The sequence below is a fragment of the Noviherbaspirillum massiliense JC206 genome (assembly GCF_000312045.1).
In the GTDB taxonomy this organism is placed as follows: Bacteria; Pseudomonadota; Gammaproteobacteria; order Burkholderiales; family Burkholderiaceae_D; genus Noviherbaspirillum; species Noviherbaspirillum massiliense.
The window spans coordinates 363,152-386,401 of the sequence record NZ_HE978635.1 but is presented as its reverse complement, the minus strand read 5'-3'; the positions used below and the strand labels follow the sequence as shown (position 1 = coordinate 386,401).

The window sequence follows — 23,250 nt, the reverse complement described above, 5'->3', positions numbered from 1 at the left end:
GTATTTCAATACGCGGTCATTCCGCATTGTCGCGCATAAGCGTGCCTGCGGTCAGATGCGCTTGGGACGGGGTTATTGGATAGCGGAAAGACGCCGTTGTTCCACAGCGCCTTTCCGGGCCGATCGGGGGATAGCGGGGCTCCGCCCGGCTTGTATCATGCTGCCCTTGAGTAATCCTGCTGCACCGCCTGCAGGAAGCGCGCGCACAGCAGGTCGCGCTGAGGCGGCTGGATGACGGTGGCATGGTCGCCGCCGATATGCACCCTGGTCAGGGGCGTGCAGATTTCACCCCAGCCATAATCCTCCGGTTCGCCCGGCCAGCGGTCGTCCGACAGATACAAGGCAGTGGGCACGGCGAGCGGAGCCGGCTTCCATCCGAGGAAAGCCTGGTAGCGCAATTCCCGGGTAACCCGTCGCTTGTACCAGAAGGCAAGCTTGGTCGGCGCTGCCATCAGCATCCGTTCGAGCATGCCGAGCACGCCGAAGCGACGCTTGCGGATCAGCGTGGCAATCGACCACTTGGCCCAGTCCGCCTTCCAGTTGGGCAGCTCATCGAGGAAAGTATGAAAGCCGAGCGCCGGATTCGGCGGCGTCAGGTCCCAGCGCCGCGTATCGAGCAGGCCGAGGAAACCGACGCGGCGGCCGGACGCCACGAGCCGGCGCACCACTTCGAAGGCGACAATGCCGCCGTAGGAATAACCCGCGAGCCGGTAAACCTCGCAGGCGGGCTCGGCACAGATCTTTGCGAACACATCGTCGACGATGCTGTCAAATCCGCAGCCTGCCGCGACAGTCTGGCGCCAGCTGGGGTAGTCGACCATCTTGAAACGCACGCTTTTTCCGAACGCGCCGCGAAAGCGCGCCAGCGCCGGATCGTCGCCCTGGATACCGGGCAGCAGGAACACCACCGGCGCACCGGAATCTTCCTTCTCGCGACGCGCGCCGCCATGGCCGAGATGTTCACTGATGGCCGCGGCCAGGCCGCTGGGCGTGGTGTCTTCATCGAGCGCATCGAGCGGAAGCTTGAAGCCCAGCCGGTCCTCGATGTAGAACCAGAGTTCCATGGCCTTGAGGGAATCGCCATCGGCTTCGTTCCACGGCTGGTCGGCTTCATAGGATCTAACGCCGAGCACCGCGGACCAGGCATGCTTGACGGCGTCGCGGACGCGCACATCGATGCCGAAGCTGCGCTCGCCTCTGCTGGCATCGATCACTTTAGCCTGTTTGTCTGCAGGGACTCTGGAGGCATCGCGTTCCAGCATTTCCCGGTCGATCTTTTCCAGCGCGCGCATGTCGGGCTTGAAGCCAGGCAGCTGCGGGATAGCTTCCACCACGCGGATATCGGCCGGGTGCATGTATTGCGGCACGCGCGCCGCCAGGGCGCGCTTCAGTTCGTCCATCAATCCCGGACGCTCCGGGGCGACGACGAAGGCCGCCAGCGCCGTCACTTCTTCTCCGCTGCGCCGTGCAATCACTGCGGCATCGCTCACTTCGCTGCAGCTGCGCAGCGCGGCCTCGACTTCGCCGGCGTCGATGCGCTGGCCCCTGATCTTGACCTGCCGGTCCTTGCGTCCGAACAATTCCCACAAGCCGCCGGCACTCTGCCGGACCATGTCGCCGGTGTGCAGGATGCGCAGCGCCGGATCCTCGGGATCGGTGATGAACGGCCCTGGCGACAGGCGTCCATCCTGCCATTGGCCGACCGCGAGGTAGCGGCTGCGCACCACCAGTTCGCCGATCTCGCCGTCCGGCACCGGCTGCCCATCCTCGCCCAGCACCTTGAACTCGATGCCGGGGCGCGGGTAGCCGATCGGTACGCGGGCGCCCTCCGTGCGCCAGTCCTGCGGCACGAACCACTGGAAGACGGCCGGCGTCTCGGTGGAACTGAAGCTTGCAAAGAAATGACAGGATGCGGGCGCGACGCGGCGGAACAGTTCGAGGTCGCTGGAAAGCGTGATATCGCCGCCGATGCGCAACACGCGCAGGTGGGCGAAGGACTGGTTGGCGCCGGGCAGGCGCAATAGCATGCGCAGCAGCGACGGCACGGCATAGCAGATGGTGATGCGCCGCTCGCCCATCGCGGCCAGGACGCTGTGCAAGCCATCCTGCTGCGGATCGGTGACATGCAGCATGGCACCGTTCAGAAGCGCCGCGAACATTTCACGCTCGCCGGCGATGGTGCCGGGCGAACTCAGGAGCATGAAGCGGTCGTCGGCATGGACGTGGCAGGAATTGGTCGCTTCCGATACCCGCTGCAGGATGGCACGCTGGTTGTTGCAGATGCCTTTCGGCTTGCCGGTGCTGCCCGAGGTGTAGAGGATGAGAGCCAGATCATCCACCGATGCAGTCACCGCAGGAAGCGCATCGTCGCCCGGTTCGACCGTATCGAGGCCGATGCGCTTGACCTGTGCGGGCAGCGGGAGGGATGCGGCGGAAGTTTCCACGATCACGGCATCCAGCCCCGCTTCGCGGATGATGGCATCGATGCGCGCCGCCGGGTATTTCAGGTCGATCGGCACATAAGGCCGGCCGGCCGCGAGACAGGCCAAGGCAGCCAGCGGAAACAGGGCGTTATGCGGCAGCAGGATGCCGACCGGACGCGCCGGTGCCGCCATGGCATCGATGTTCCGCGCGAGCGCCCAGGCGCGGCTTCGCAACTCCCGGTAACTCAGTTTTCTTTTACTGTCAGTAACAGCGATTCGCTCTGCATGGCGCAGGGCGGTTTGTTCGAAGCGCTCCACGATGGGACGTTCAATCCACTTGTCTTCGAACGGCTCGAAGGGAATGTCGGTTGGTCCGTGGAAATCCAGCGGAACCATGCTGCTCGCACTAAACCATGATGTCATTGTTTGCCTCCGGAAGAACTCCCTGGACCGTCCCCGGCGAATGCAAGGTGGCCGTGACGGTTTGCTGGGACACTGTGACTGTTACAGGCGCGATGCCTGCAGGCGAAGGAGTGTGTGCGACAGTATTTCAGGCGTGGACGACATGGGACCTCACATCGATATGCTCTGGTGCATAGAGCGGCCAGGAAGCTAGGGCGTTCAAGGATAGGAGGCAGCAGATGAAGAAGTTTTGTGAACGCTCAATGGCGGTGCCGAAAGAATGTTCCCCGGACATTGATGCGCTCATGGCAGCGGCCTATGTCAATCCGCGTGCTCGGCAGCCATGCGGCAGATCAATTGCGGGCTTGCAGCCCGCGCCTTCCCTTATTGATTTCTATTGATTCGGGCGACTCAACTGGAAGCAGGCATCCAGCAAGGCCGTCTTGTACACCACGCCCAGCAACACCGGATCTTCCATGCTCTCGACCACCGGCAGGCGCTCGCCCTGGTGCTGCATGAACAATTGCAAGCCCTCGCCGAGCGACATACCGGGTGTCAATACATGCAGGTGACCGCGGCGCAGGAAGTCGGCCGCGCGGCGGGATCCCGTCTCATCCTTGCCCGACAGGACCGAGGCCAGGTCCTGCAGGGCCACCACGCCCTGAAAGCGCTGCGCCTCGTCGACGATATAGATGTACTTCACCGGATGCTCGAAGAACATCCGCGTCAGCTCGGCGAAGGAAGCCGTCAGCGGCAAGACCGTTTCCGGCGGCCGGATCAGGTCACGCATCTGCAGCCCGCGCAGGCGCAGCCACTCCTGTTCGTCGCGATTGCGCTTGCGGGTGATTTCATACATCGAGCGATCCGAAATCGAGCGCGCCACCAGGTAAGACACCACGCAGGCCAGCATGAGCGGCAGCACGGCCTGGTAATTCAGAGTCATCTCGAAAATCATCAGGATCGCCATCAGCGGCGCATAGGCGGTGGCGGAGAGAAAGGCGCCCATCCCGATGGCGGCATAGGCGAAGGGCGCCGATGCCGAACCCGGGAACAGGATGTCGACCCCGGAGCCGAACAGCCAGCCGAGCGCGGCGCCGACGAAGAGCGTGGGCGTGAACACGCCGCCTACCGCGCCGGAACCGGTGGTCAGCGCCGTCGCAACGATCTTGGCGAGCAATACGATCAGCACGGCCGACCACATCTGCGGTTCATGCAGCATGGAATTCACCACGCTGTAACCGTTGCCCCAGACTTGGGGCACCCAGATCGACACGGCCCCGACCAGCAGGCCCCCGAGGGCCAGCCGCAACGGCAGGGGCAGTGGCAGTTTCTGGAACTGGCGCTTGCTAAAGTCGAGCAAGCCGAGGAACTGCGGCGCGACGAGGCCGGCGATCGCGCCCATCAAGGCGAAGAGCAGGGTCTCCGAGCCCGAAATCAGGGGGAATTCGGGCATCTCGTAGGCCGGGCGGTAGTCGGGGAACGCCCGCATCGTCATGTTGGCGACCACCGAGGCAACCACCACCGGGCCGAAGCTGACCATGGAAATCGAGCCGAGCACGATCTCGGTGATGAAGAAGGCGCCCGCCAGCGGCGTGTTGTAGGCGGAAGTGATCCCGGCGGCAGCGCCGCAGGCGACCAGCAGGCGCAGGCGCTGGGTGTCGAAGCGCATGAAGCGGCCCAGCGCCGAAGCACACAGCGCAGCCAGCTGCACCATCGAGCCTTCGCGGCCGATTGATCCGCCCGTGGCAATCGTGCCCAATGAGGAAGCGCTGCGCAGCAGGGTCTGGCGCACGGGAATGCGGCCATCGCCGATGCCGATCGCTTCCATGTAATCCGACGCCGCACCGGAGGAGTACCGGCGCGCAAGGCTGAGCAACAGGCCGGCGACGAGGCCGCCGGCGGCCGGCAGAATCAGGCGCATATGCCACGGCAGGCTTTTGGCCATGGCAACCAGGGATCCGCTATGTCCGGTCAGAATCTGCTGAATGAAGCTGATGCTGTCGCGAAATGCAATGGTCGTGAAGGCCGCGGCTACGCCGACGGCGCCCGCCCACAGGAAGATTGAATTGGTGTCGAAAAAGCCGAACAGGCGCGCGAATCGGATTCTTGCCTTGAGAAGCGCGGTCAGCATGCTCGGGACTCCATGAAATTCGGGGCCATGTCAGCAATACCCGCAGGATGCGATTCTCCGGACCGGGTGCTGGCAAGGGGCAATACCCTGGATCGCAGGGCTACGGAAAGCTGAGATTATAAAAGCGCCGGCAGAAGGGCGACACCGGTTGCAACAACTGGCGGTTTGATCGCGCCCGCTGCTCACTCCAGAGGCAGCGGCTGCGTCGGAATCAGGGCGGGGCGTGAAATCGCATCATCGACCATTGGACTGAAGGCATAGGCGGTCTGCGAACCGAAGCCGCACGAACTGCGGGTACTACCCCAGCCATCGAGCGGAATCGCATAGCTCAGGCTGAAAGCATAATCGCGTGTGCTCTCGGTCGCGGCCAGGGCGCTGGAAAAGCCGATGCGCCATGCGCCCTTTCCCATCATCACATTGACCGATTCCTCGCTCGAACTCGCACTGTATTCCGTTTGCAGGCGGCTGCAGTTGTTCAGGTAGTGGGTGAGATGGACGCGATAGGACCCGTCGGTCTGCTGTCGCTGGGACAGTTCCCCGAAGAAGGAGGTGCGGCGATGCGCGCCAAGGTCGAGCTCGATTCGCGATCGGGTGGAAGGCTCGAGCCGGAGATTGAAGGCGTAGCCCTGCATCCATCCCCGCGAATATCCGGGCCAGGCCGAAGCGGAATCGGCCTCGTCCTGCACCGTGACATCCCGCGGGCGCACGTTGGCGCGCACATCGAACAGGCTCAGGCCGACGCCGGACAGCATCGAGGTCCTGTCCCAGGATTTCCGGAGTTCGACCAGATAACTGTTTTGCGAAACAGTCCCGATCTCGTCGTAATCGGTCAGCTGGAAATTGTTCTGCAACAGCTGGCCGCCGGCAAAGCGCAGGCGGATGTCTCTTTGCGGCGAAAAGACTTCGCTCAGGAATACTTCCTGGTAGTCCTTTCCATACGCGAAGCTCGCCCCGCTGGCGAGGCGCTTGTTGAATGCCAGTCCGTAATTGGCGTTGAACACCGGGCTTTCCCCGGGACTGTAGTACGCGCTCGCCGACCACTTTTTGAGGCTGGTGTCATAACCGACGGTCAGCTCGCGGTCGTCGAGACTGAAATAGCCCGCCTGCCCGCTGCCCGGTTCCGCCAGATCGGGCAGCGATTGCGTGATCCGCTTGAGCCTGGTCAGGCTGTCTTTCGCGTACATCCATCCCGGGAGCGCGCACAGGAAGGTCAGCAGCAGCGCGCTTCGTCCGAGGGTTTTGGCGAAATGGTATCGGGTCATATCCGTTCGGGCTGGAGCGCCGAGGCTACCGGGCCGGCGCGACGGCATATTCTACTAGAGCCTGCTATGCCGATTCCATTTCCGCGTCATGACACCCGGCGCAGCGACCGCCGGCTGTGCAGCCGTATTTTCGACATCACCCGTTCGCGCCGCCGCAACTGGGCGGCATCGAGCAGCATGCGGCCGGCCCAGCGATAAACATTGAAATCCCGCACCAGGGTGCGCATGCTGCGCATGCGTTCCCGCTGTTCGACTTCCGGCATGGTCAGCGCGCGATGCAGCGCATCGGCACCCTGTTCGATATGGTAGGGATTCACGATCAGGGCTTCGTGCAGTTCGCGCGCCGCACCGGTGAACTGGCTCAGGATCAGAACGCCGCGTTCGTCGTCGCGCGCAGCGATGAACTCCTTCGATACCAGGTTCATGCCATCGTGCAGGCTGGTGACGAGGCAGACATCGGCGGCGCGGTAATAGCGGGTGAGCTCTTCCTGCTCATGATGCTCTGCCTTGAGGATGATCGGCTGATAGCTGCCGCTTGCAAAGCGCCGGTTGATGCGCTGGGCGAGATTGCGCACCCGGGCTTCGAAGTTCTGGTATTCGTCCAGGGAGGAGCGGCTGGGCGCGGCGATCTGGACGAAACTGAATTTGCCGATGAATTCCGGGTGCAGCTCCAGCATGCGCTCCACTGCCTGGAAGCGTTCGATGATGCCCTTGGTGTAATCGAGGCGGTCGACGCCGATGCCGAGCAGGTGATCGGCAGGCAAGGCGAGCTCCCTGCGAATGTCGGCGCGGTTTTCGGCAATGCTTTCCGCGGACGCCGGTTCCGGCGGCCAGGCGATCGAAATCGGATAATGCTCGACGCGCGTGAGCTCGCCGCCATAGGAAATTGTCGACGCCTCCGACTCGATCCGGGTTTCCAGATAACGATCGACGGTTTCGAGGAAATTCTTCCGATGGAAAGGCGTGTGGAAGCCGAGGATGGTACTGCCGAGCAAGCCTTCCAGGATTTCTTCACGCCAGGGGCAGATGCCGAAGGATTCCGGGTTGGGCCAGGGAATGTGCCAGAACGTGATGATGGTGGCCTTGGGCAAGGCTTCGCGCACCATGCGCGGCAAGAGCGCGAAATGGTAATCCTGCACCAGCACCACCGGATCGTCGGTTCGCGCCTCCCTGATGACCGCGTCTGCGAAGCGCCGGTTGACACTGACGTACTGCTCCCAGTCGGAAGAGCGGAACACCGGACGCACATGCGCAATATGGCACAGCGGCCACAAGCCCTCATTGGCGAATCCGTAGTAGTAGCCCTGCTCTTCTTCCTTCGAAAGCCACACCCGGCGCAATGAATAGCTCGGATTGTCGGGCGGGACCCTGACACAATCATTGCGGTCCACCACCTGCCGGTCCGCAGAACCGCTGCCATGCGCAATCCAGGTGCCGGAGCAGGCGCGCATCACGGCTTCCACCGCGGTCACCAGGCCGCTCGCAGGACGGCGCGCTTCGATGCCCTTCGGCGTGGAGACATGGATATACGGCTCGCGATTGGATACCACCAGCACCTGGTCGCCTGCCAGTTCTCCCTGCAGCAGGGCGCGCAGCTTGTCCGGCGTCCACAGCTGCGATGCATCGCCGCGCGCTTCCAGTTCCCGATTCATTTCATTGAACAGGGCGCGAAGATCGCCGAGCAAAGGCCGCATTTCCGGCGGGGTGCGCGATTCCGGCCGCAGCAGGAAGTCGCCGCGCAGGAGGCCTTTCACACCGCTCATCCAGCCGCGCCAGCTCAGGTGAGCGATGAAGACGGTAATCAGGGAAATCACGATCGCAAGCAGTGCGAACAGGGTAATCACGTATTTCCGGGTATCGGCGCTGCGGCGCTCGATGAAGCTCATGTCATGCACCAGGATCAGCTTGCCGAGGTACTGGCCATCCTGATTGAGCAGGCTTTCCGCCACATGCACCGGTCCCGTGGGCAGGTTCACCAGGGAAGCACGTTTCTCATCGCTAGACTGGGGCATCCAGCAGCCGATCGATTCCGGGTAGTTGCCGGTCTTGTACAGCAGTGCGCCGCCCGGTTCGCAAAAGGCCAGGCCGTACAGCCGCTCATCCTGGATGGCCCGGTCGAACAGTTGGGTAATCTTTTTCCGCGCCTTTTGCGGCACGTAGTCCAGCAGCGGCTCCTGCAGCGTGTTGGCAAGCAGCTGGGAACGGATATCCAGGTCCCGGATGAACCAGTGCAGGGTCAGGTTATCCATGAGCGGCACGACCGCATACGCGAATGCGCTCAGCACGAATGCGAGCGGCAGGATGAAACGCAGGGAGAGGCGGAATGAGCGCAATTGCATGGTGTCCTCCCTTTTGCTTCAGCGGCTGGCGTGCAGCGCCTGCGGCAACGCGGTCTGGTTGGCGGCGGGCGCCATGTACAGCTTGCGCAGCGGATGGGCAAACGCGATTCCCTGTTCCTCGAAGCCGCGGAACAAGGCGAGATTGATCGCCTGCTGGATATCCATGTACTTGTTGTAGTCGGGATCGAGGACGTAATACACCACCTCGAACTGCAGCGCGCTTTCCCCATAAGACTTGAAATGTGCGCGGTCGAAGCGGGTTTCGAAGCGGCCGGAGGAGATGATTTCCTTGATCATCCGGGGAATGCGCTCCAACTGTTCCGCCGTGGTTTCATACGCCACGCCGAATTCGAACAGGACGCGCCGCTCCTGCATGCGCTTGTAATTCCGGATGCGATTCTTCAGGAGCTCGGCATTGGAGAATATGATCTGCTCGCCGCCGAGGCTGCGAATGCGCGTGGTCTTCATGCCGACGTATTCGACCGTCCCCATGTAGGAATCGACGACGATGAAATCGCCGATGACGAAAGGCTTGTCGAGCGCGATCGACACCGACGAGAAGATGTCGCCAAGGATGTTCTGCACGGCGAGCGCAACGGCGATGCCGCCGATCCCAAGGCTGGCCATCAGCGTGGAGATATTGAAGCCAAGGTTGTCGAGCGCGACAAGCACGGCCACCGACCACAGCACGACGCGCGCCACCAGACTGGCGAGCATCAGGTGGGTGGCACCGGAAGGATCGGTTTGCCTGTGCCGTTCAAATGCGCGCGCCACTGCCACCGTCACCATGCGGTTTGCCCACAATGCAATTTGCGAAACCAGGATGATGATCCATGCGTAATGGAGCCACTTTTCCTGGCGCGGCGACAGATCCAGCTGGCTTACGCCGGCAAGCATGGCTGCCCCCAGCAGAAACAGCACGCGGGTGGCATCGACGATCTGTTCCGGATAGCTGAGAAAACGCAGGCGGCCTTGCGATATGAACCGGCGCAACTGGCCTGAGACGAAGGCTTTCAAGCCAAGCAGGATGGCCAGCGTCAGCAGGAATGTCATGCCGGCCAGCATGGCATCGTAAGAAGATAGTTTTTCGATCAATGGCTGCTCCCGAAGATGCCGCCGCTGCGGCTGATTGATCAAGAGTGCCCTGCAGGTCAAGCAAGCCTTCCGTACGGCTTCCTGCAGGATGCGTCGACGGCGAGATGTCGCCTTAAGCTGGACGAATGCCGCGGACGCGCATCAGCGCCGCAGGCATTCGCTTCGGAGCGCATGCTCCGGCTCGATATCATCCCGCGCCGGCGGGATGACGGGGTTGGCAGGCGAGAACCTGCCAACGGTTGGAAAAAAACCCCCGTGCTGGGGGCTGTGAAGAGGCCCGGTAAAGCCTCACTGTTGATCTTTACAATTAGCGCCTACATGGTGAAGGGCAGCGGCTGCAAGCCGTAGGCCTCGTCGACCTGCTCGATCACTTCCAGCAAGGCCTGCAATCCTTCATTCAATTGAAGCAAACCCTGTTCGTCCAGCTTGCGCAGGGCTTCCGGCAACAATCCCCTTGCCGGTTTCGGGGCTTTTTTCAGCAAGCCCTCGCCTTGCTCGGAAAGGGCCAATTTGACGACTCTCTGGTCGTTCGGGTCGCGGGCTTTGATGATGTAGCCTCGCTTTTCCAGGGAATCCAGAAGATTGCTCGTAGTGGTCTGGTGAATTGCTAGTTTTTTTGCTATTTCACCGACACGCAACCCTGGTGTCTCACTCAACTCCCTCATTATCCATAGCTGTGCGCCGCTGACGCCGCACTGCTTTTCAATCCAGGCCGAATGCCGCTGCGCTGCGCGGATCACGATCCGCAATTTTTTCAGCGTATGCAGATGGGCAGGCTCTTCCGCATTGCTCTTCTTGCCCACTGGGGTCTTTCCTGTCATTCAATGACTCCATCGCTATATTGCCCCAAAACTATATTTGGTGCAATATGTTTTGCTCAAATGTGTTTCCAACAGCACAGCAAGATGCCGACCCTCTTAAAGCGCAGAACATTCAGGCAAGACCGCAAGAGCCGAGTCGCTCCCATGCCGAACATGACGGGCTTCTGTCTCCGCGGGGCGGCGCGGATGGCCAGGCCATTGCCGGTCGGACTGACTGCCGCCTTCTTCGCTACCGACAGTGCATATGCAATGTGGATGAACCAGCTGCCATTCCTGCACATCGTCGTCGGCAAGCTTGCGCTAACGCTCGCCGCTCTGTCAATAGGCGCATCCGTGGGACGCGAAGGCCGGAAAGTCCGAACCGGCGTCTCGGCCCTGCACGCCTTTTACGGGCACGGCACTTTCTCTGGCCTCAGGCTAGGACGCGTGACGGATTGGCACCCTGCGCTGTACCCGTTGGTCGTCGCTCCGGTGGTGGCAGCCTGCATCTTCAAAATTATCGCCCGCTGTGCCGCTCTATTCGCTCTATCGGGCGCATGCGGTAAAATCCGCGCCGGCCGTAGTCGCCGCTGCCTCGCTCCCGGAACCGGCGCATGAACGAACAACCTGACTTTCCACGAACCGAACACATGCATCAGTCGTCACGAGTCATGCCTTGCTTCTTCCATCCCGCAGAGCCGGGTCAGCGCAGGGAAGAACCATGACGCGCCCGCAGATCCCTGAAGACATCATCCGCTTCATCCTGCTCAGCATTCCCTCGGTGCCGCACCTGGAAGCGATGCTGCTGCTGCGTCGGGAGCATAGCGTGCAATGGGATAGCAAGCGGGTGGCGCAGCGACTTTACATGAGCGAAAAGGCAGCGCACGGACTGCTCACCGACCTGCATGCGGCAGGCTTCCTCGCGCAAGAGGATGGAGAGCCTCCCTTGTACCGTTATCATCCCGGGACCGAAGGCATCAGGGAAATGATCGACCGACTGGCGGACGTCTATGCCAAGAATCTCATTGACGTAAGCAATCTCATCCATTCCAAGAACAGCAAGAAGGCCCAGCAGTTCGCTGACGCTTTCATCTGGCGAAAGGATTCCTGATATGGCTGGCCTCATATACTCGCTGTGCGCACTGACCGCATTCGCCTGCGCCTTCCTGATCCTCCGAAGCTACATCAGGCACCGGCACAGGCTTTTGCTATGGAGCGGGCTGTGTTTCGTGGGCATGGCTGCAAACAATCTGCTGCTGGTCATCGACAGGCTGCTCGTTCCTGGCACCGACCTGTCGATCTGGCGTCTCGGCACTGCGCTGGCTGCGCTGCTGCCCTTGCTGTACGGTCTTATCTGGGAAGAAGAGTGAGGAAACCGTGAACGAAATGCTTGCAGGCGCAATTGCAATGGGATCTTTGGTGGTAAGCCTGTTTTTCCTGCGCTTCTGGAGGAGCACGGGCGACCGCTTTTTCCTTTACTTTGCCCTTTCCTTCTTCATTGAATGCCTGAATCGGCTCGCATTGGGCATGACCTCGCTGCAAAACGAAGAGCTGCCGACCTATTATTTGATCCGGCTGATCTCCTACGGATTGATCCTGTATGCCATCGTGGACAAGAACCGGCGGCGCAACAAGACTTGATGCGGGCGACCCTGATACACGCAAAATCCTCGTCGTACCAAAAGACTGACTGCTTGACTCATTTTCACAAGGGAGAAAAAACCATGCATCCATCCAAAGCCTTCGCTCTGATCGCTTTCAGCGCCGCCATCCTGAGCGCCTGCTCATCCACGCCGGTCGACAACAAGACGGCCAGTGCCAGCCAGGCCACTCAGGCAACGGGCACCGACGCGCAGCCGGTTGCCACTGCGAACACTGCAGCCGACCCGCTGAACGATCCGAAGGGCGCACTGGCAAAACGCAGCGTCTACTTTGATTTCGACAGCTACATGCCGAAAGACGACGCCAACCGAATCGCCGAAGCCCATGCGAAGTACCTGACGACCCACAAGAGCCGCAAGATCGTCATCGAGGGTAATACCGATGCGCGCGGTGGCAGTGAATACAATCTTGCGCTCGGCCAGAAACGCGCGGAAGCTGTCAGAAAATCCTTGTCCGCATTAGGCGTGGGCGAAGCCCAGATGGAAACCGTGTCCTTCGGCAAGGAAAAACCGAAAGCCCTCGGTGCTGACGAGGCTTCGTGGGCTGAAAATCGCCGCGCCGACATCGTCTACAAATAAACGCGCATCTGCCTTCCGCACGAAGTTCACGTAGTGCATAAGGCAGCGGGTTATGGTGCCGGCTTCGACCCCTTCCTTAGCAGGAATTCCGGCGCGCCGCAGCAGGCGCGCCATCCCTGCCCCACCGCAGTTCACTCGTGCGCGGCATGCCGTGCCGCGCATTCATGAAGCACCACTGATGTCACACACAGAAATTTTCACGCAACGCATTGAAGACAAGGTTTCCCCGTCTGATCCACGGATAGCGAACATACGCAGGTATTGCCGGCGCTATCTGGCAATATTGCCGCTGACATGGCTGGTCGCCTGCGCGGTGCAGCCAACACAGGTGCCGCCGTCCGTGCAACAGCCAGAGCCACCGGCAGCACCCGATGCTCCGGCTCCCGACGCCGCACCACCGCCGTTGCAACCACCTGCTCCGGTATCGGAAGACAATATCGCCGCATTGCAAAAATGGGTGGACCAGCAGAACCGCCTGAATAGAATTGCGGCACCGCTATTGATCAATAATGCGGACCTGTGCAACCGCCATGCGCACAACCTGCTGGGGCTGTCCGCAAAAACCAGATATTCCTTCTCCGGCGATTTTGTCGGCGTGGCGCACGCCGCGTTGGGACTCGGCGACCGCTTGCGGGTGATGAATGTACTGGCCGGAAGCGGCGCGGATCAGGCTGGCGTGCGCAAGGGCGACATTTTGATCGCCGTGGAATCGCAATCGCTGCCGCAGGGCCCGAATGCCGAGCGCGACAGTGCACGGCTCGTCAGGATGGCCATGAGCGGCCGCACCAGCGTCGGCCTTACCGTACTGCGTGACGGCAAGCGCGCGACCTTGGACGTACCGCTGACGCGCGCCTGCGCATTCGGCATCGAACTCGGCAATACCGACGACGTGAACAGCTACGCCGATGGCCACCGTGTACTGGTCACCCGCGGCATGCTCCGCTTCGTCAGGTCGGATGAAGAACTGGCCTATGTACTGGCGAAAGAGCTTGCGCACAACGTGCTCGCGCCTGAGCCCCGGGCCGACATCGGGGCCGTCATCGACCGCTTGCGGTCCTTCGGTAGCAGTCCAGCCGTCCGGACAGGCGCCGCCGACCTCGCGTCTTACACGCCGGTGCTCGATGCAACCGCCGACAAACTGGCTCTATACATGCTGGTACGCGCCGGTTATGACATCGACAACGCACTTCCCTTCTGGAAGCGGCTGGCCAAGGAAGTCCCGGAAGAAGTGCAGGCTGGTCATACTGCCCTGCATCCGTCCTCGACATACCGTTTCTCCGTCATGAGCGAGATCGTGAAAACGATCAGATTCAAGCAAAAGAACCGCCTGCCGCTCGTACCCTGACTTCAAAGGCAAAAGCCGCCAGACAACCGTTGCGTGACAATCGTTGTCTGGCGGCCTTTCAGGCTGCAATCGCATCTTCGGCTGCGACCCCGCGCCACCTGCATTGGCGGGGCTCGCTCTGGACAGTGCTCCTAGGTGCAACGCTGCCCGCCCGAAGGAGCATCGTGCTGCAAGGCGCGGGATGTGTCCCGTCGCCTCACGGTCACCGGTATCGGGAGCCTTACCGCCCCGCTCCGGCCACCGTCGACACATAATTCGCAAGCAACTTCACCTGTGCATCGGTCAGGCCGGTAAAGGCCGGCATCTGACCGATGCCGGTGCGAACAGCTTTTTCCACGCGCGAAGCATCCGGCCTGAGCTCATCCAGATCCGGCCCCACTTCCCCGTTCGCCCCCGCGTGTCGCAGCGTGTGGCAAACGGCGCATGCCGGCACCGCCGCTTGCGTAAACAGCTTTTGGCCTTCATCGATTGCGCCCTGGGCGAGTGCGCCGGTGCTTGCCAGGCCGAATAATGCTGTGCCCAAGGCGCGTGCAACGCATGTTGAGAGTCTTGTCATGCCCCGCCCTCAGACCACGGTCACTTGCACTGCATGGTCACGCCAGCTGTTGTTGTTGTAACCGCCAGAATTCTCCAAGCGTTCTTCCGGCTGCCGATTACCCTTGGAATCGATGGCGCGGCTGGCGAGGGTATGTGTACCCGGTGGCAGCTTCACTGCAAGCACGAATTGCCGCCATGCATAACGACCGAGGTCGGGGCCAACGAACTTCGCCTCTTTCCAGGTCTTTCCACCATCGACGGACACTTCTACCGCCTTGACGGCATTGATGCCGCCAAACGCCACTCCCTTGACCTGCACCACGCCCGCCGGAACCGAGGCGCCATCAGTACCGGGTGAATTGATCCAGGACTTGGTGTTCATTTCCCATACTGAGGGGTGATCCGGCTCATGCTTCTGCCCGAGCGGCGAGATACGGTATCCGGTCTGCTGGATCTTCGCGTCGCTTTGCTGCGCCGTGAAGGCCAGCCGTTTGACGTACTTGATGTTGTTGACCCCGGCATATCCCGGCACAATCAGGCGCAACGGGCCGCCGTGTGCCAGCGGAATGGGCGCACCGTTCATTTCCCAGGCCAGCAGCGCATCCGCCATTGCAGCGATGGGCACGGAACGTTCCACAATAACGCTCTTCGGGTCCAGCCCTTCCGGCAGCTTTTCGCCACCCGTACCCGTCATATAGCTGACACTATCCACGGTGCCGCCCAGGGCTTCCGCCACTGCCCTCACAGGTACGCCGCTCCACACGACACAACCGGCGGCACCGACATTCCAGGGCGTGCCGCTCGGCTTGCTCGGGAAAAAGCCGCGCCCATTGCCGGAGCATTGCAATACCGTGGCGACGGTTTCCAAGCCCATACCTTTGAGCTCCTTGACGCTCAATTTGCGCGGATTCCTGACGCCTTCAACCGTCACTTCCCAGGCGTCACGATCGGCAACGATGGAGGCATCGGGAGCCGGCAGGTTGTTGCGGATATAGAGTTGTTCAGCCGGCGTGACGATACTGGTGCCGAATGCGCTGCGCCGAGTTTCCACGGTGCTGGAGCTGTGCACGATCATTGCACTCGGATCCTTCCATGCCACATAGGTCGGCAAGGGCTTGCCGGCAGCAGCGGATGCCGCCTGAGCTGCAGCCGTCCTGGTGAAACTGCCCAGCCCGGCTGCCGCCAGGGCCGTGGCTCCGCCAGCCAGTAAGTTGCGGCGCTGCGGATCGCTTACACCGATGATCCGCTTGCTCATCGTTTTGTCTGCCATCTTTACCTCCTGTTGGTTTGTGTTATGGGTTATACATACCGAGGAATGCGGATTGAATGTTGCCATATTTCGAATTGGAAATTCATCAAATCGCCGGGAACGGCCCAGATAGTTGTAACCTCTTCCTTCAATGCGACAGCTTGGCGGAAGGTCTGCAACGCCTGCCAGTCTTGCTCTTGGGGCGGCATCGCTTGAACTGCAAAAAAGGCCCGCTTCATCAGCGGGCCAAGACCATCCCTGGAGGATGGAGGAGACAACAAGAAAATGCTTATCCGCGCATGAACCAAAGGGCCGCCTGACTTTCTTTCATCTTTTTGCGGCAGCCAGGTTGGTCTTGGCAGGCAGGGAACTCATCACCGGCAAGGTCTTCTCGCGCCACTCCGGCATGCCGCCACGGAACCAGTAAACCTTTTCGAAGCCCATGGCCAAGGCGGCCCTCGATGCCTTGTAGGATTTCCAGCACTCCGGGCCGTTGCACAGGAAGATGGCCGGAGCCTGCCTGGGAGCCGAATTGGCTACGCTGAAATCGTCCAGCGACGCGTCGTAATCGACGTCCTTCAGGCTTTTTTCCTGGTAGGGCATGGCTACCGCGCCCTTGATGTGCTCCAGCGCATATTCCTTGGGCGAGCGGGTGTCATAAATAACCGCGCCTTTTGCGGCAAGATCCATGACCTGTTCAGCAGTCACGATGGTGACGTTCGGAAGTGAATTGGGTGTGAAGATACCCAGCGAAGCAACATAGTGAAACTTGGCACTGTCGCCGTTCGCCGCCACCTGCAGGCGGCCGAGCCCGGATGCCATGCCTTCGGCGGAGGAAATCCACTTCAGGACATTGTCTTCATCGATCGGGGAAATATCCTTACGCACCATCAGGTTCATCCCATCCGGCACCGGCCGTGTCTTCTTCAGAATATGCACGGCATCGGGATGGGATTTCATCCATTCATTCACATCCGCAAGGCTCGCAATTGCCGCATCCGCCATGCCGTATGACACGGACAGCAAGCCAGCGCCGCTGGTACGGCCATACGTAACCTTGCCCAGGCTCTTGAAGGACAGTCCGCTTTCCCTGATCAGACCCTTGGCGAGATAGGTCGGTAGGGAATCCTGTTGCGGCAGGTAGACATGCTTGCCCTTCAGCTTCTCGATCGACTCGATTTCCTTGCGCGCGACCAGCGCATACTCCTGCTGGGAGCCAGTCGTCGCCAGCAGCTTGTAGGCGTGGCTCACTGCGGAGGCTGTTACGTGGGCTGGCCCGATGATGACGTCGTTCTCAACCGTGCGACTGGCGCGCATCGCATCGCTCAGGTTTTGCGTCTTGGTGACGATTGCCTTGGTGTTCAAGGACTTGGACAAGGTATCAAGCGAACCGATGCCAATCACATTGTTGCTGACGGCATCGGAGGGATCGACTGCAACCAGCACGCGCATTTCGGCGACGGCAGGCATAGAAAATGACACAAGCGCGCCGACCAGCAGGATCCGTACCGCGCTTGCAAAAGCAGATTCGTAGTAACGCATGATGACCCCCTCGGAAAACATGCTAAGGATGACTGCAGGTGCGGCTCCACTTGGCGTCGCTGGAGTCACTCTATACAGGCGGTTCCGCGGTTATTAAAGGGCGTTACACATTGTTTCGTGCCGTCTACCATATCTATGTGAGATTTGGCTGCAGATGCAGCGGCAAATTCGCAACACGTCCCATATTCATGGGAGCGCCTTCGCTGCTGCGACTGCATGTCACCCGGCACATCGAACCTTCACGGACGCAGCAGGAGAGATCCTGTCGTTGCACCCGCTTCCAGCATGCGGTGCGCTTCTTCGGCACGAGACAGGGGAAGTTCCATGCCAACGGATATCTTCATGCCGCCAGCGAGCCGTTCCAGCGTCGCCTTCGCACCCTCGCGATAGCGCTGCAGGTCGGACATGAAGCGGAACACGCCCGGGCGCGAAAAGGCAATGGAGCGGGAAGGACCGAGCAGAGCTGTGTCGAGCAAAGCGATGTCGCCCGCGACCTGGCCGATACTCGCCACCATGCCGTATGGCCGCACTGCTTCCAGCGTACGCAGCACGGTTTCGCCACCGATGCCGTCGATGGCGAAATGCACGCCTTCGCCATTGGTGAATTCCTTTACGGCGGCGACGAAATTCTGCTCCCGGTACAAGACGGCGCAATCCAGTCCGTGTGCCAGCGCCAGCTCGGCCTTGGCGGAGCTTCCGACGGTGCCGATCACGCGGGCGCCGAGTGCCTTCGCCCATTGAACCAGCACCAGCCCGAGGCCGCCCGCGGCGGCATGCACCAGCACGGTGTCGCCGGCCGCAATCGGCCTTACGTACCTGAACAGCATGTGCGCCGTGATCCCGCGCAGCATGGCGCCCGCTGCCTGGTCGCAAGGTATCCCGTCGGGCAGGGGAATCGCCCGCTCTGCGGGAAGATCGCGGACCGAAGCATAGCTGCCGACGGGAGGTCCGGCATAGGCCACGCGTTGTCCCGCTCTGAGATGACTCACGCCTGCACCGACTTCCTCGATCACGCCCGCGCCTTCCACTCCCAATGTCGCGGGCAGCGAGGGCAAGGCATACAGCCCGGTGCGGTGATAGACATCCACGAAATTGACGCCGACCGCGGCGTGACGCACGCGCACGCACTCCGCTGCGAGAGGAGGCAATTCGATCGTTTCGGCTCGCAGTTCGCAAGCGGCGCCGAATGCGTGGATGCGGACCTGCTCGGACAAGGTTTTCATCATGCTGTTCTCCTGGGAAAAATCACGGAGAAAGCTTACCGAGCCGAGGGCGGTTCCGGAATCCGAATAAATCGGCACTTGCTGTGCAAAAATTCACGGCCGGACTGACAGAGCGACGCCCCCGATGGCCCAAGGGCATGCTGACGCACGGATGCGCTGTCAGCGCTGCCAGTTCGTCAGCGTGACGCCGCCTATCACCAGAGCACCGCCGACGATCATTGAAACCAGAACCGGCTCCGACAACAGCAAGGCGGCGAGCAGGATGCCGAACACCGGTACCAGGTTGTTGAAGACAGCGGTACGTGCCGGACCGATCGCCTTCACGCCTTCGTAGTACCAGATGAATCCGACCACCGTGCCGAATATGCCGAGGTAGGCGATTGCCGCCCATATGTGCCATGCGAATCTTGTCGGTCCGCCGGCAGCGGCTTCAAACACCGCGCATGTTCCAAGCAGCAGCAGTCCCCACAGCGCCGCATAGGTAGTAGCCGCAACAGGCGACAGGCCCTTGAGCGCATGACGACCGATGATGGTGTAGCCAGCCCAGGCAGAGATTGCGCAAAACATGAGGGCTTCGCCATATCCGATTGATTGCGTGATATCACGCCATGCACCTGCCAGGTCCCCGCGGGTGATGATGATGGCAGCGCCGATGAACGCCATGACGATGCCTGCCCACTTGAAGGCACCGATGCGCTCCCGGAAGAACATGGCAAGAAAGAGCGCAGTCATGACCGGATTCAGGGCGACGAAGAGTGCGGTGCGTCCGGCCGGCATTCTGGATAACGCCGCGAAAAAGCAGATGTTGTACAGGAATATTCCGGTCAGCCCCAATGCGAACGTGGAAAGTAACTGTGACCGGGTGAGCCGCGGCAGGCCGCCTTCCATCTTCCATGCCAGCAGCAGAAGCAGGGGCACCGCCATGGCGAAGCGCAGTGCGGCGGCAATCAAGTGCGGCACCTGTTGTGCAACGACGCGACCGGCGATGAAGGTGCCGCCCCAAAGGAATGCGACCAGCACCAATCTGACATATACCCAGGGTGAAATGGCTTGCGCTGTAGTGGATTGGGCGGATAGAGGCTTGGCGGGAGAAGCTGGCATATGGGCGGTCATTCGGTCAGGCATGGGCTACAAAAAAATGACGCCCCGGCTTTGGCCGGAGCACAGCTCACGAATATACCAGCCAGCCTTACAGTCTGCTGCCGCAAGTGCGCCGGAAGGAACTGAAGATCGAGTCGCGTTCGGGCGTTGCCTCCATCCTTAATGCAGCGATCCATTCGGCCGTGCTCAATACCGCCGCGAACCGTGACTGCAGTACTACGCAAAACACACGGTGAATTTCCTCGGCGCTTGCCTGCCCGGCCCGGTTTGCGTACGGAAGCGATCCGGCCGCATCGTGCAGGAATTCGACGGCCAGGCCTGCATGCAAAGCATGCTTGATCGTCGAATCGACACAGTTATGCGTCATGTAACCGGCAACCGTCAGGGTATCGATGCCGTGCGCTGCAACCCAGTCAGCCAGATCAGTTCCTGTGAATGCACTGGGCAGGTTCTTTTCGACGTAATGATCGAACTTCCTGCGCGTGACCACTTCATGCAATTCCCAGCCAGGCGTTCCCTTCACAAAAATTGGCACTCCGGCAGGAGCGGTATTCTGCACGACGACTACCGGGATATCCTTCTCCCGCGCCGCATCGATGGCCTGACCGATCTGGCGCAGGGAAAGCTGGACATCGGGATAGCCAATCGGCAGCTTCCCGGACACATATTCATTCTGTACATCGATGACGACAAGCGCGCGACGCGGTGTATTCGGCATGACCAATCCTCCAATAAAAATAAGTCAGAAACCTTCCCGCTGCAGCGCCCTTTGCACCGCCGGTCTGGCCAGCATGCGCGCGGAATGCGCATGCCAGCGCGGATAATCGCTGCGCACGTCCACGCCTATCGAACGGGCCCAGTTGTGGAACACGAACACATAGGGATCGACCAGGGTGTATTCAGCACCAATGGCCCACGGTTTATCGGCCAGCCATTGCTCGACATGGGCGAACCCGTCGCGCAGGTTGCGGTCCGCCATGGCTTGTACATCCCGGAACATATCGGCTTGGGTGACAAAGCGCTGCGGACGCCATTTCCCGCCGAAAGCCACGGCATGTAGCGTGCCCGACAGCCAGTTGAACCATTCAAGCATCCGCGCCTGCAGCAAGACATCGGCCGGGATGAAGCGGCCAGCCGTGGATCCTATGTACCAGCAGATCGCCGGAACTTCCGTCAGCACCTCCGTACCTGTCACCAGCACCGGAACACGCGCCTTCGGGTTCAGCTTCAGAAACTCCGGCTCTTGAGTCTTGCCTTGCTGGACATTGACCTCGACGAGCTCATGGCGCACGCCGGTTTCTTCGAGAAGGATGTGAGGCGCCAGCGAGCATGCGCCGGGGGAGTAGTACAGGATCACGGGCTTCCTTTCATAGTCTGGTTGGTGCGCGGCGGTGTTTGCCAATGCAGTGACCCGACGGTAACATTCGCAAGCTCGGAGAGGAACCCGAAAAATTTGCACATCAGATGTGCGCGGATAAGAAGGCTGGAATGAACTGGGATGATGTAAGAATATTCGTGACACTCGTGCGGGCGGAGAGCCTGAGCGTGGCGGCACGCATGCTCCGGGTCGAGCATTCCACGGTGGCACGCCGCATCGACGGTCTGGAAAAGGCGCTCGGGCTGCGGCTGTTCGACCGCCTTCCCCGCGGCTGGCAGTTGACCGCTGAAGGCGAGCAGCTGTTCGTGCGGGCGGAACAGATGGAAGAAAAGGCGAATGAATTCCTGCGCGAGGCAGCTGACGGCGGGCGGCTTTCGGGAGCGGTCAGGGTGTCGGCGCCGCCTACCCTGTCAAGCGCCTTCCTCGCGCCGAAATTCGCCTCGGTTCAGGAGAAGTGGTTTCCGATCACGCTGGAACTGGTAGGCGAGACCCGGGTCGCAAGCCTGAACAGGCGCGAAGCCGATTTGGCGCTGCGCCTCGGCCGTCCGCAGGATCCGGGACTGGCTGCGCGCCGCCTCGGCACCATGAGCTACGGGCTCTTTGCCCACCACTCCTATCTGGAACGGCACCCGCCGCAGAATTGGCGATTCATCGGGTATGACGACAGCCTGCACCACGCACCCGAGCAGCAATGGCTGGAGAAGTTTGCCGCCGGCCGGGCATTTGCCTTCCGGAGCAATACGCTCTCTTCGCTCTGCGAAGCTGCCCGCCATGGCCTGGGAGTCGCGGCGCTTCCCCATTTCCTCGCATCCACCATCCCCGATCTTGCGGAGCTTACTGTCGAGCCGATGGAGGCGCGCGAGCTCTGGCTGGTAATCCATCCGGACGTCAGACGTTCGCCCCGGGTCCGCCTGATTGCGGACATCGTCGCGGACATCGTGGCTTCGTCCGAGCAGGAACTGTTTCGCACGGCGATCTAGAGATGTCGCCGGCTTGCACGGTCCGCCGATTTATGCGGCCCGCATGCTTCAAAAAAGCCCTTCGCCTTGCTAGGGACGTCGGCTCGACATTTTCATGCTGGTATAGATCGAGTACAGGGCGGACAGGCCAACGATGACATAGATGATGCGCGACAGCGGGCTCATGTCACCGAACAAGGTGGCGACCAAGTCAACGTCGAACAAGCCCACCAGGCCCCAATTGATGCCGCCAATGATGAGGAGCACCATCGCAATCCAGTCGACGGCATTCATCCGCTTGGCAGTCGCGCCAGTGTTGCTCGCCCGCCTGTCCGGAATATGACGCCGTTCCGTGATATGGGTGTCCATGGTAGCCATGACGTTCTCCTAAGGAATTGAGAGGAACCGGAAAATCGCTTCTGCCCCTTGCTGCACGGGGCACTTACATCGAAAGGAAACGTGAGCGAAAGTTCCAGCATATTTGGTCCTGGACGCCGTTCCCACATCTTCTGAGCTTCACCTCAATTTCGTACACCAAACTGTCAAAGTCAAGGAATCGTCCATAGCGATGATGGGCGCACACTCTGGCACAAGCAATTGAAAGCGCAACCGGGGTCGATCGATTCAATGTATTGCCGGGTACGAACCTGGTATTGGCAGGGAGCATTTCTTTTCATCCGCGTTTGCAGCGTCGGGCATCAGGGATGCCGAACGCGTCACCGGGCTCCGCAAGGATGCGCTGCGAATGCGGGAACGTCGCCATCACTTTCCGCAGCTCTGCCTCGACGGATCTGGAGAACGCAGCTACCCGGTGGAGCAAGTTGAAAAGCTGCACCTGAACAAGTGCCTGCTCGATCAAGGGCAGCGTCCGGGCAAGCTGATGCACTTGAGCATCACCGAATTGCGGAAACTGGCTGGCTACCTTGTCTATGCACCGACCAGTGATGGACCTCGCGCATGCGGCAACGTCGCAGGTCGTGGACGTCATCGCGTTGTCGTACTCATCGGCGCAGAATTTCAGGGATGTCCTCGAAAGCGTTCAAGGACTGTGCTCCAGGATCACGGTTTGCACCGAGGTTGGGCAGGCGTCCTCGCCGTCGATCTTCCCGACATCCATCGTGCGGTCGCGGAATGGCGCACCAGGCACGACGCGCCATTCGCCATCTGAGTAGCTTCAAACCTCCTCCAGCCCGGCTCTTTTCCTGATTTACCGAATAGAATAGG

22 protein-coding genes are annotated in these 23,250 nt (G+C 60.9%); 8 read left to right on the top strand and 14 right to left on the bottom strand.

Translation table 11 applies throughout. The annotated features are described in order from the left end of the window. Nucleotides 1-155: 155 nt before the first annotated feature. The 6 genes from HGHM_RS17450 to HGHM_RS17420 all read right to left on the bottom strand — a co-directional run bounded on the left by HGHM_RS17450 (nucleotide 156) and on the right by HGHM_RS17420 (nucleotide 10,455). Nucleotides 156-2,846, bottom strand: a complete 2,691-nt coding sequence (locus HGHM_RS17450) for an AMP-binding protein (protein WP_081583605.1) — start codon at nucleotides 2,844-2,846, stop codon at nucleotides 156-158. A gap of 373 nt (nucleotides 2,847-3,219) precedes the next feature. Beyond that, nucleotides 3,220-4,956, bottom strand: coding sequence for a ClcB-like voltage-gated chloride channel protein (locus HGHM_RS17440; protein WP_019142849.1), 1,737 nt, complete (start codon nucleotides 4,954-4,956; stop codon nucleotides 3,220-3,222). Between the two features lie 182 nt (nucleotides 4,957-5,138). Further along, a complete protein-coding gene (locus tag HGHM_RS17435) occupies nucleotides 5,139-6,218 on the bottom strand; it encodes a hypothetical protein (RefSeq protein WP_019142848.1) in 1,080 nt (359 codons plus the stop codon). Nucleotides 6,219-6,304: 86 nt separating this feature from the next. Continuing rightward, nucleotides 6,305-8,557 carry an alpha,alpha-trehalose-phosphate synthase (UDP-forming) gene (locus HGHM_RS17430; protein WP_019142847.1) on the bottom strand — a complete coding sequence of 751 codons (2,253 nt, stop codon included), beginning with the start codon at nucleotides 8,555-8,557 and terminating at the stop codon, nucleotides 6,305-6,307. An 18-nt stretch (nucleotides 8,558-8,575) separates the two neighbouring features. After that, entirely contained in the window at nucleotides 8,576-9,652 is a 1,077-nt protein-coding gene (locus tag HGHM_RS17425) for a mechanosensitive ion channel family protein (protein WP_218918058.1), read from the bottom strand. A 314-nt stretch (nucleotides 9,653-9,966) separates the two neighbouring features. Then, nucleotides 9,967-10,455: a MarR family winged helix-turn-helix transcriptional regulator gene (locus tag HGHM_RS17420; protein ID WP_019142845.1), complete on the bottom strand. Its 489-nt coding sequence runs from the start codon at nucleotides 10,453-10,455 to the stop codon at nucleotides 9,967-9,969. 204 nt (nucleotides 10,456-10,659) lie between these two features. Here HGHM_RS17420 and HGHM_RS17415 point away from each other — a divergent pair, with 204 nt between their 5' ends. The 6 genes from HGHM_RS17415 (at nucleotide 10,660) to HGHM_RS17390 (ending at nucleotide 14,037) form a co-directional block, all read left to right on the top strand. Continuing rightward, on the top strand, nucleotides 10,660-11,070 hold the full coding sequence (locus HGHM_RS17415; RefSeq protein ID WP_148415752.1) for a hypothetical protein: 411 nt from the start codon (nucleotides 10,660-10,662) through the stop codon (nucleotides 11,068-11,070). A 103-nt stretch (nucleotides 11,071-11,173) separates the two neighbouring features. Continuing rightward, nucleotides 11,174-11,563 (top strand): hypothetical protein, encoded by a 390-nt coding sequence (locus HGHM_RS17410; protein WP_019142843.1) that lies wholly within the window; start codon nucleotides 11,174-11,176, stop codon nucleotides 11,561-11,563. A gap of 1 nt (nucleotide 11,564) precedes the next feature. Continuing rightward, nucleotides 11,565-11,822, top strand: coding sequence for a DUF5985 family protein (locus HGHM_RS17405; RefSeq protein ID WP_019142842.1), 258 nt, complete (start codon nucleotides 11,565-11,567; stop codon nucleotides 11,820-11,822). Nucleotides 11,823-11,838: 16 nt separating this feature from the next. Next, nucleotides 11,839-12,093, top strand: coding sequence for a DUF5985 family protein (locus HGHM_RS17400; RefSeq protein ID WP_019142841.1), 255 nt, complete (start codon nucleotides 11,839-11,841; stop codon nucleotides 12,091-12,093). 83 nt (nucleotides 12,094-12,176) lie between these two features. Then, a complete protein-coding gene (pal, locus tag HGHM_RS17395) occupies nucleotides 12,177-12,692 on the top strand; it encodes a peptidoglycan-associated lipoprotein Pal (RefSeq protein ID WP_019142840.1) in 516 nt (171 codons plus the stop codon). Nucleotides 12,693-12,870: 178 nt separating this feature from the next. Further along, nucleotides 12,871-14,037, top strand: a complete 1,167-nt coding sequence (locus tag HGHM_RS17390; protein WP_148415748.1) for a M48 family metallopeptidase — start codon at nucleotides 12,871-12,873, stop codon at nucleotides 14,035-14,037. Nucleotides 14,038-14,257: 220 nt separating this feature from the next. Here HGHM_RS17390 and sorU read toward each other — a convergent pair whose 3' ends face one another. The 7 genes from sorU to HGHM_RS17350 form a co-directional block, all read right to left on the bottom strand. Then, on the bottom strand, nucleotides 14,258-14,560 hold the full coding sequence (gene sorU / locus HGHM_RS17385; RefSeq protein ID WP_019142838.1) for a SorU family sulfite dehydrogenase c-type cytochrome subunit: 303 nt from the start codon (nucleotides 14,558-14,560) through the stop codon (nucleotides 14,258-14,260). A 42-nt stretch (nucleotides 14,561-14,602) separates the two neighbouring features. Then, on the bottom strand, nucleotides 14,603-15,844 hold the full coding sequence (sorT, locus tag HGHM_RS17380; RefSeq protein ID WP_019142837.1) for a SorT family sulfite dehydrogenase catalytic subunit: 1,242 nt from the start codon (nucleotides 15,842-15,844) through the stop codon (nucleotides 14,603-14,605). A gap of 306 nt (nucleotides 15,845-16,150) precedes the next feature. After that, complete coding sequence (locus HGHM_RS22410) at nucleotides 16,151-17,365, bottom strand: rhodanese-like domain-containing protein (RefSeq protein WP_161603792.1); 1,215 nt, start codon at nucleotides 17,363-17,365, stop codon at nucleotides 16,151-16,153. Between the two features lie 239 nt (nucleotides 17,366-17,604). Then, nucleotides 17,605-18,591, bottom strand: a complete 987-nt coding sequence (locus HGHM_RS17365; RefSeq protein ID WP_026076154.1) for a quinone oxidoreductase family protein — start codon at nucleotides 18,589-18,591, stop codon at nucleotides 17,605-17,607. A gap of 156 nt (nucleotides 18,592-18,747) precedes the next feature. Next, a complete protein-coding gene (locus tag HGHM_RS17360) occupies nucleotides 18,748-19,689 on the bottom strand; it encodes a DMT family transporter (RefSeq protein ID WP_085940194.1) in 942 nt (313 codons plus the stop codon). Nucleotides 19,690-19,777: 88 nt separating this feature from the next. Further along, a complete protein-coding gene (locus HGHM_RS17355) occupies nucleotides 19,778-20,407 on the bottom strand; it encodes a cysteine hydrolase family protein (RefSeq protein WP_019142832.1) in 630 nt (209 codons plus the stop codon). 24 nt (nucleotides 20,408-20,431) lie between these two features. Continuing rightward, nucleotides 20,432-21,046: a glutathione S-transferase family protein gene (locus HGHM_RS17350; RefSeq protein WP_019142831.1), complete on the bottom strand. Its 615-nt coding sequence runs from the start codon at nucleotides 21,044-21,046 to the stop codon at nucleotides 20,432-20,434. A gap of 131 nt (nucleotides 21,047-21,177) precedes the next feature. On the opposite strand from HGHM_RS17350, the gene HGHM_RS17345 reads away from it, so the two are divergent. Then, on the top strand, nucleotides 21,178-22,047 hold the full coding sequence (locus HGHM_RS17345) for a LysR family transcriptional regulator (protein ID WP_019142830.1): 870 nt from the start codon (nucleotides 21,178-21,180) through the stop codon (nucleotides 22,045-22,047). A gap of 69 nt (nucleotides 22,048-22,116) precedes the next feature. Here the strand turns inward: HGHM_RS17345 and HGHM_RS17340 are convergent, their stop codons facing one another. Continuing rightward, nucleotides 22,117-22,404, bottom strand: coding sequence for a DUF378 domain-containing protein (locus HGHM_RS17340; RefSeq protein WP_019142829.1), 288 nt, complete (start codon nucleotides 22,402-22,404; stop codon nucleotides 22,117-22,119). Nucleotides 22,405-22,771: 367 nt separating this feature from the next. On the opposite strand from HGHM_RS17340, the gene HGHM_RS23275 reads away from it, so the two are divergent. Beyond that, a complete protein-coding gene (locus tag HGHM_RS23275) occupies nucleotides 22,772-23,194 on the top strand; it encodes a MerR family transcriptional regulator (RefSeq protein ID WP_148415746.1) in 423 nt (140 codons plus the stop codon). Nucleotides 23,195-23,250 lie beyond the last annotated feature (56 nt).

Bases quoted from the DNA above. Each gene is read 5' to 3' on its own strand.
- HGHM_RS17450 (WP_081583605.1), bottom strand. From the start codon at position 2,846: ATGACATCATGGTTTAGTGCGAGCAGCATGGTTCCGCTGGATTTCCAC.
- HGHM_RS17440 (WP_019142849.1), bottom strand. From the start codon at position 4,956: ATGCTGACCGCGCTTCTCAAGGCAAGAATCCGATTCGCGCGCCTGTTC.
- HGHM_RS17435 (WP_019142848.1), bottom strand. From the start codon at position 6,218: ATGACCCGATACCATTTCGCCAAAACCCTCGGACGAAGCGCGCTGCTG.
- HGHM_RS17430 (WP_019142847.1), bottom strand. From the start codon at position 8,557: ATGCAATTGCGCTCATTCCGCCTCTCCCTGCGTTTCATCCTGCCGCTC.
- HGHM_RS17415 (WP_148415752.1), top strand. From the start codon at position 10,660: ATGGCCAGGCCATTGCCGGTCGGACTGACTGCCGCCTTCTTCGCTACC.
- HGHM_RS17410 (WP_019142843.1), top strand. From the start codon at position 11,174: ATGACGCGCCCGCAGATCCCTGAAGACATCATCCGCTTCATCCTGCTC.
- HGHM_RS17405 (WP_019142842.1), top strand. From the start codon at position 11,565: ATGGCTGGCCTCATATACTCGCTGTGCGCACTGACCGCATTCGCCTGC.
- HGHM_RS17400 (WP_019142841.1), top strand. From the start codon at position 11,839: ATGCTTGCAGGCGCAATTGCAATGGGATCTTTGGTGGTAAGCCTGTTT.
- pal (WP_019142840.1), top strand. From the start codon at position 12,177: ATGCATCCATCCAAAGCCTTCGCTCTGATCGCTTTCAGCGCCGCCATC.
- HGHM_RS17390 (WP_148415748.1), top strand. From the start codon at position 12,871: ATGTCACACACAGAAATTTTCACGCAACGCATTGAAGACAAGGTTTCC.
- sorT (WP_019142837.1), bottom strand. From the start codon at position 15,844: ATGGCAGACAAAACGATGAGCAAGCGGATCATCGGTGTAAGCGATCCG.
- HGHM_RS22410 (WP_161603792.1), bottom strand. From the start codon at position 17,365: ATGCGTTACTACGAATCTGCTTTTGCAAGCGCGGTACGGATCCTGCTG.
- HGHM_RS17365 (WP_026076154.1), bottom strand. From the start codon at position 18,591: ATGATGAAAACCTTGTCCGAGCAGGTCCGCATCCACGCATTCGGCGCC.
- HGHM_RS17360 (WP_085940194.1), bottom strand. From the start codon at position 19,689: ATGCCAGCTTCTCCCGCCAAGCCTCTATCCGCCCAATCCACTACAGCG.
- HGHM_RS17355 (WP_019142832.1), bottom strand. From the start codon at position 20,407: ATGCCGAATACACCGCGTCGCGCGCTTGTCGTCATCGATGTACAGAAT.
- HGHM_RS17345 (WP_019142830.1), top strand. From the start codon at position 21,178: ATGAACTGGGATGATGTAAGAATATTCGTGACACTCGTGCGGGCGGAG.
- HGHM_RS17340 (WP_019142829.1), bottom strand. From the start codon at position 22,404: ATGGCTACCATGGACACCCATATCACGGAACGGCGTCATATTCCGGAC.
- HGHM_RS23275 (WP_148415746.1), top strand. From the start codon at position 22,772: ATGCGGGAACGTCGCCATCACTTTCCGCAGCTCTGCCTCGACGGATCT.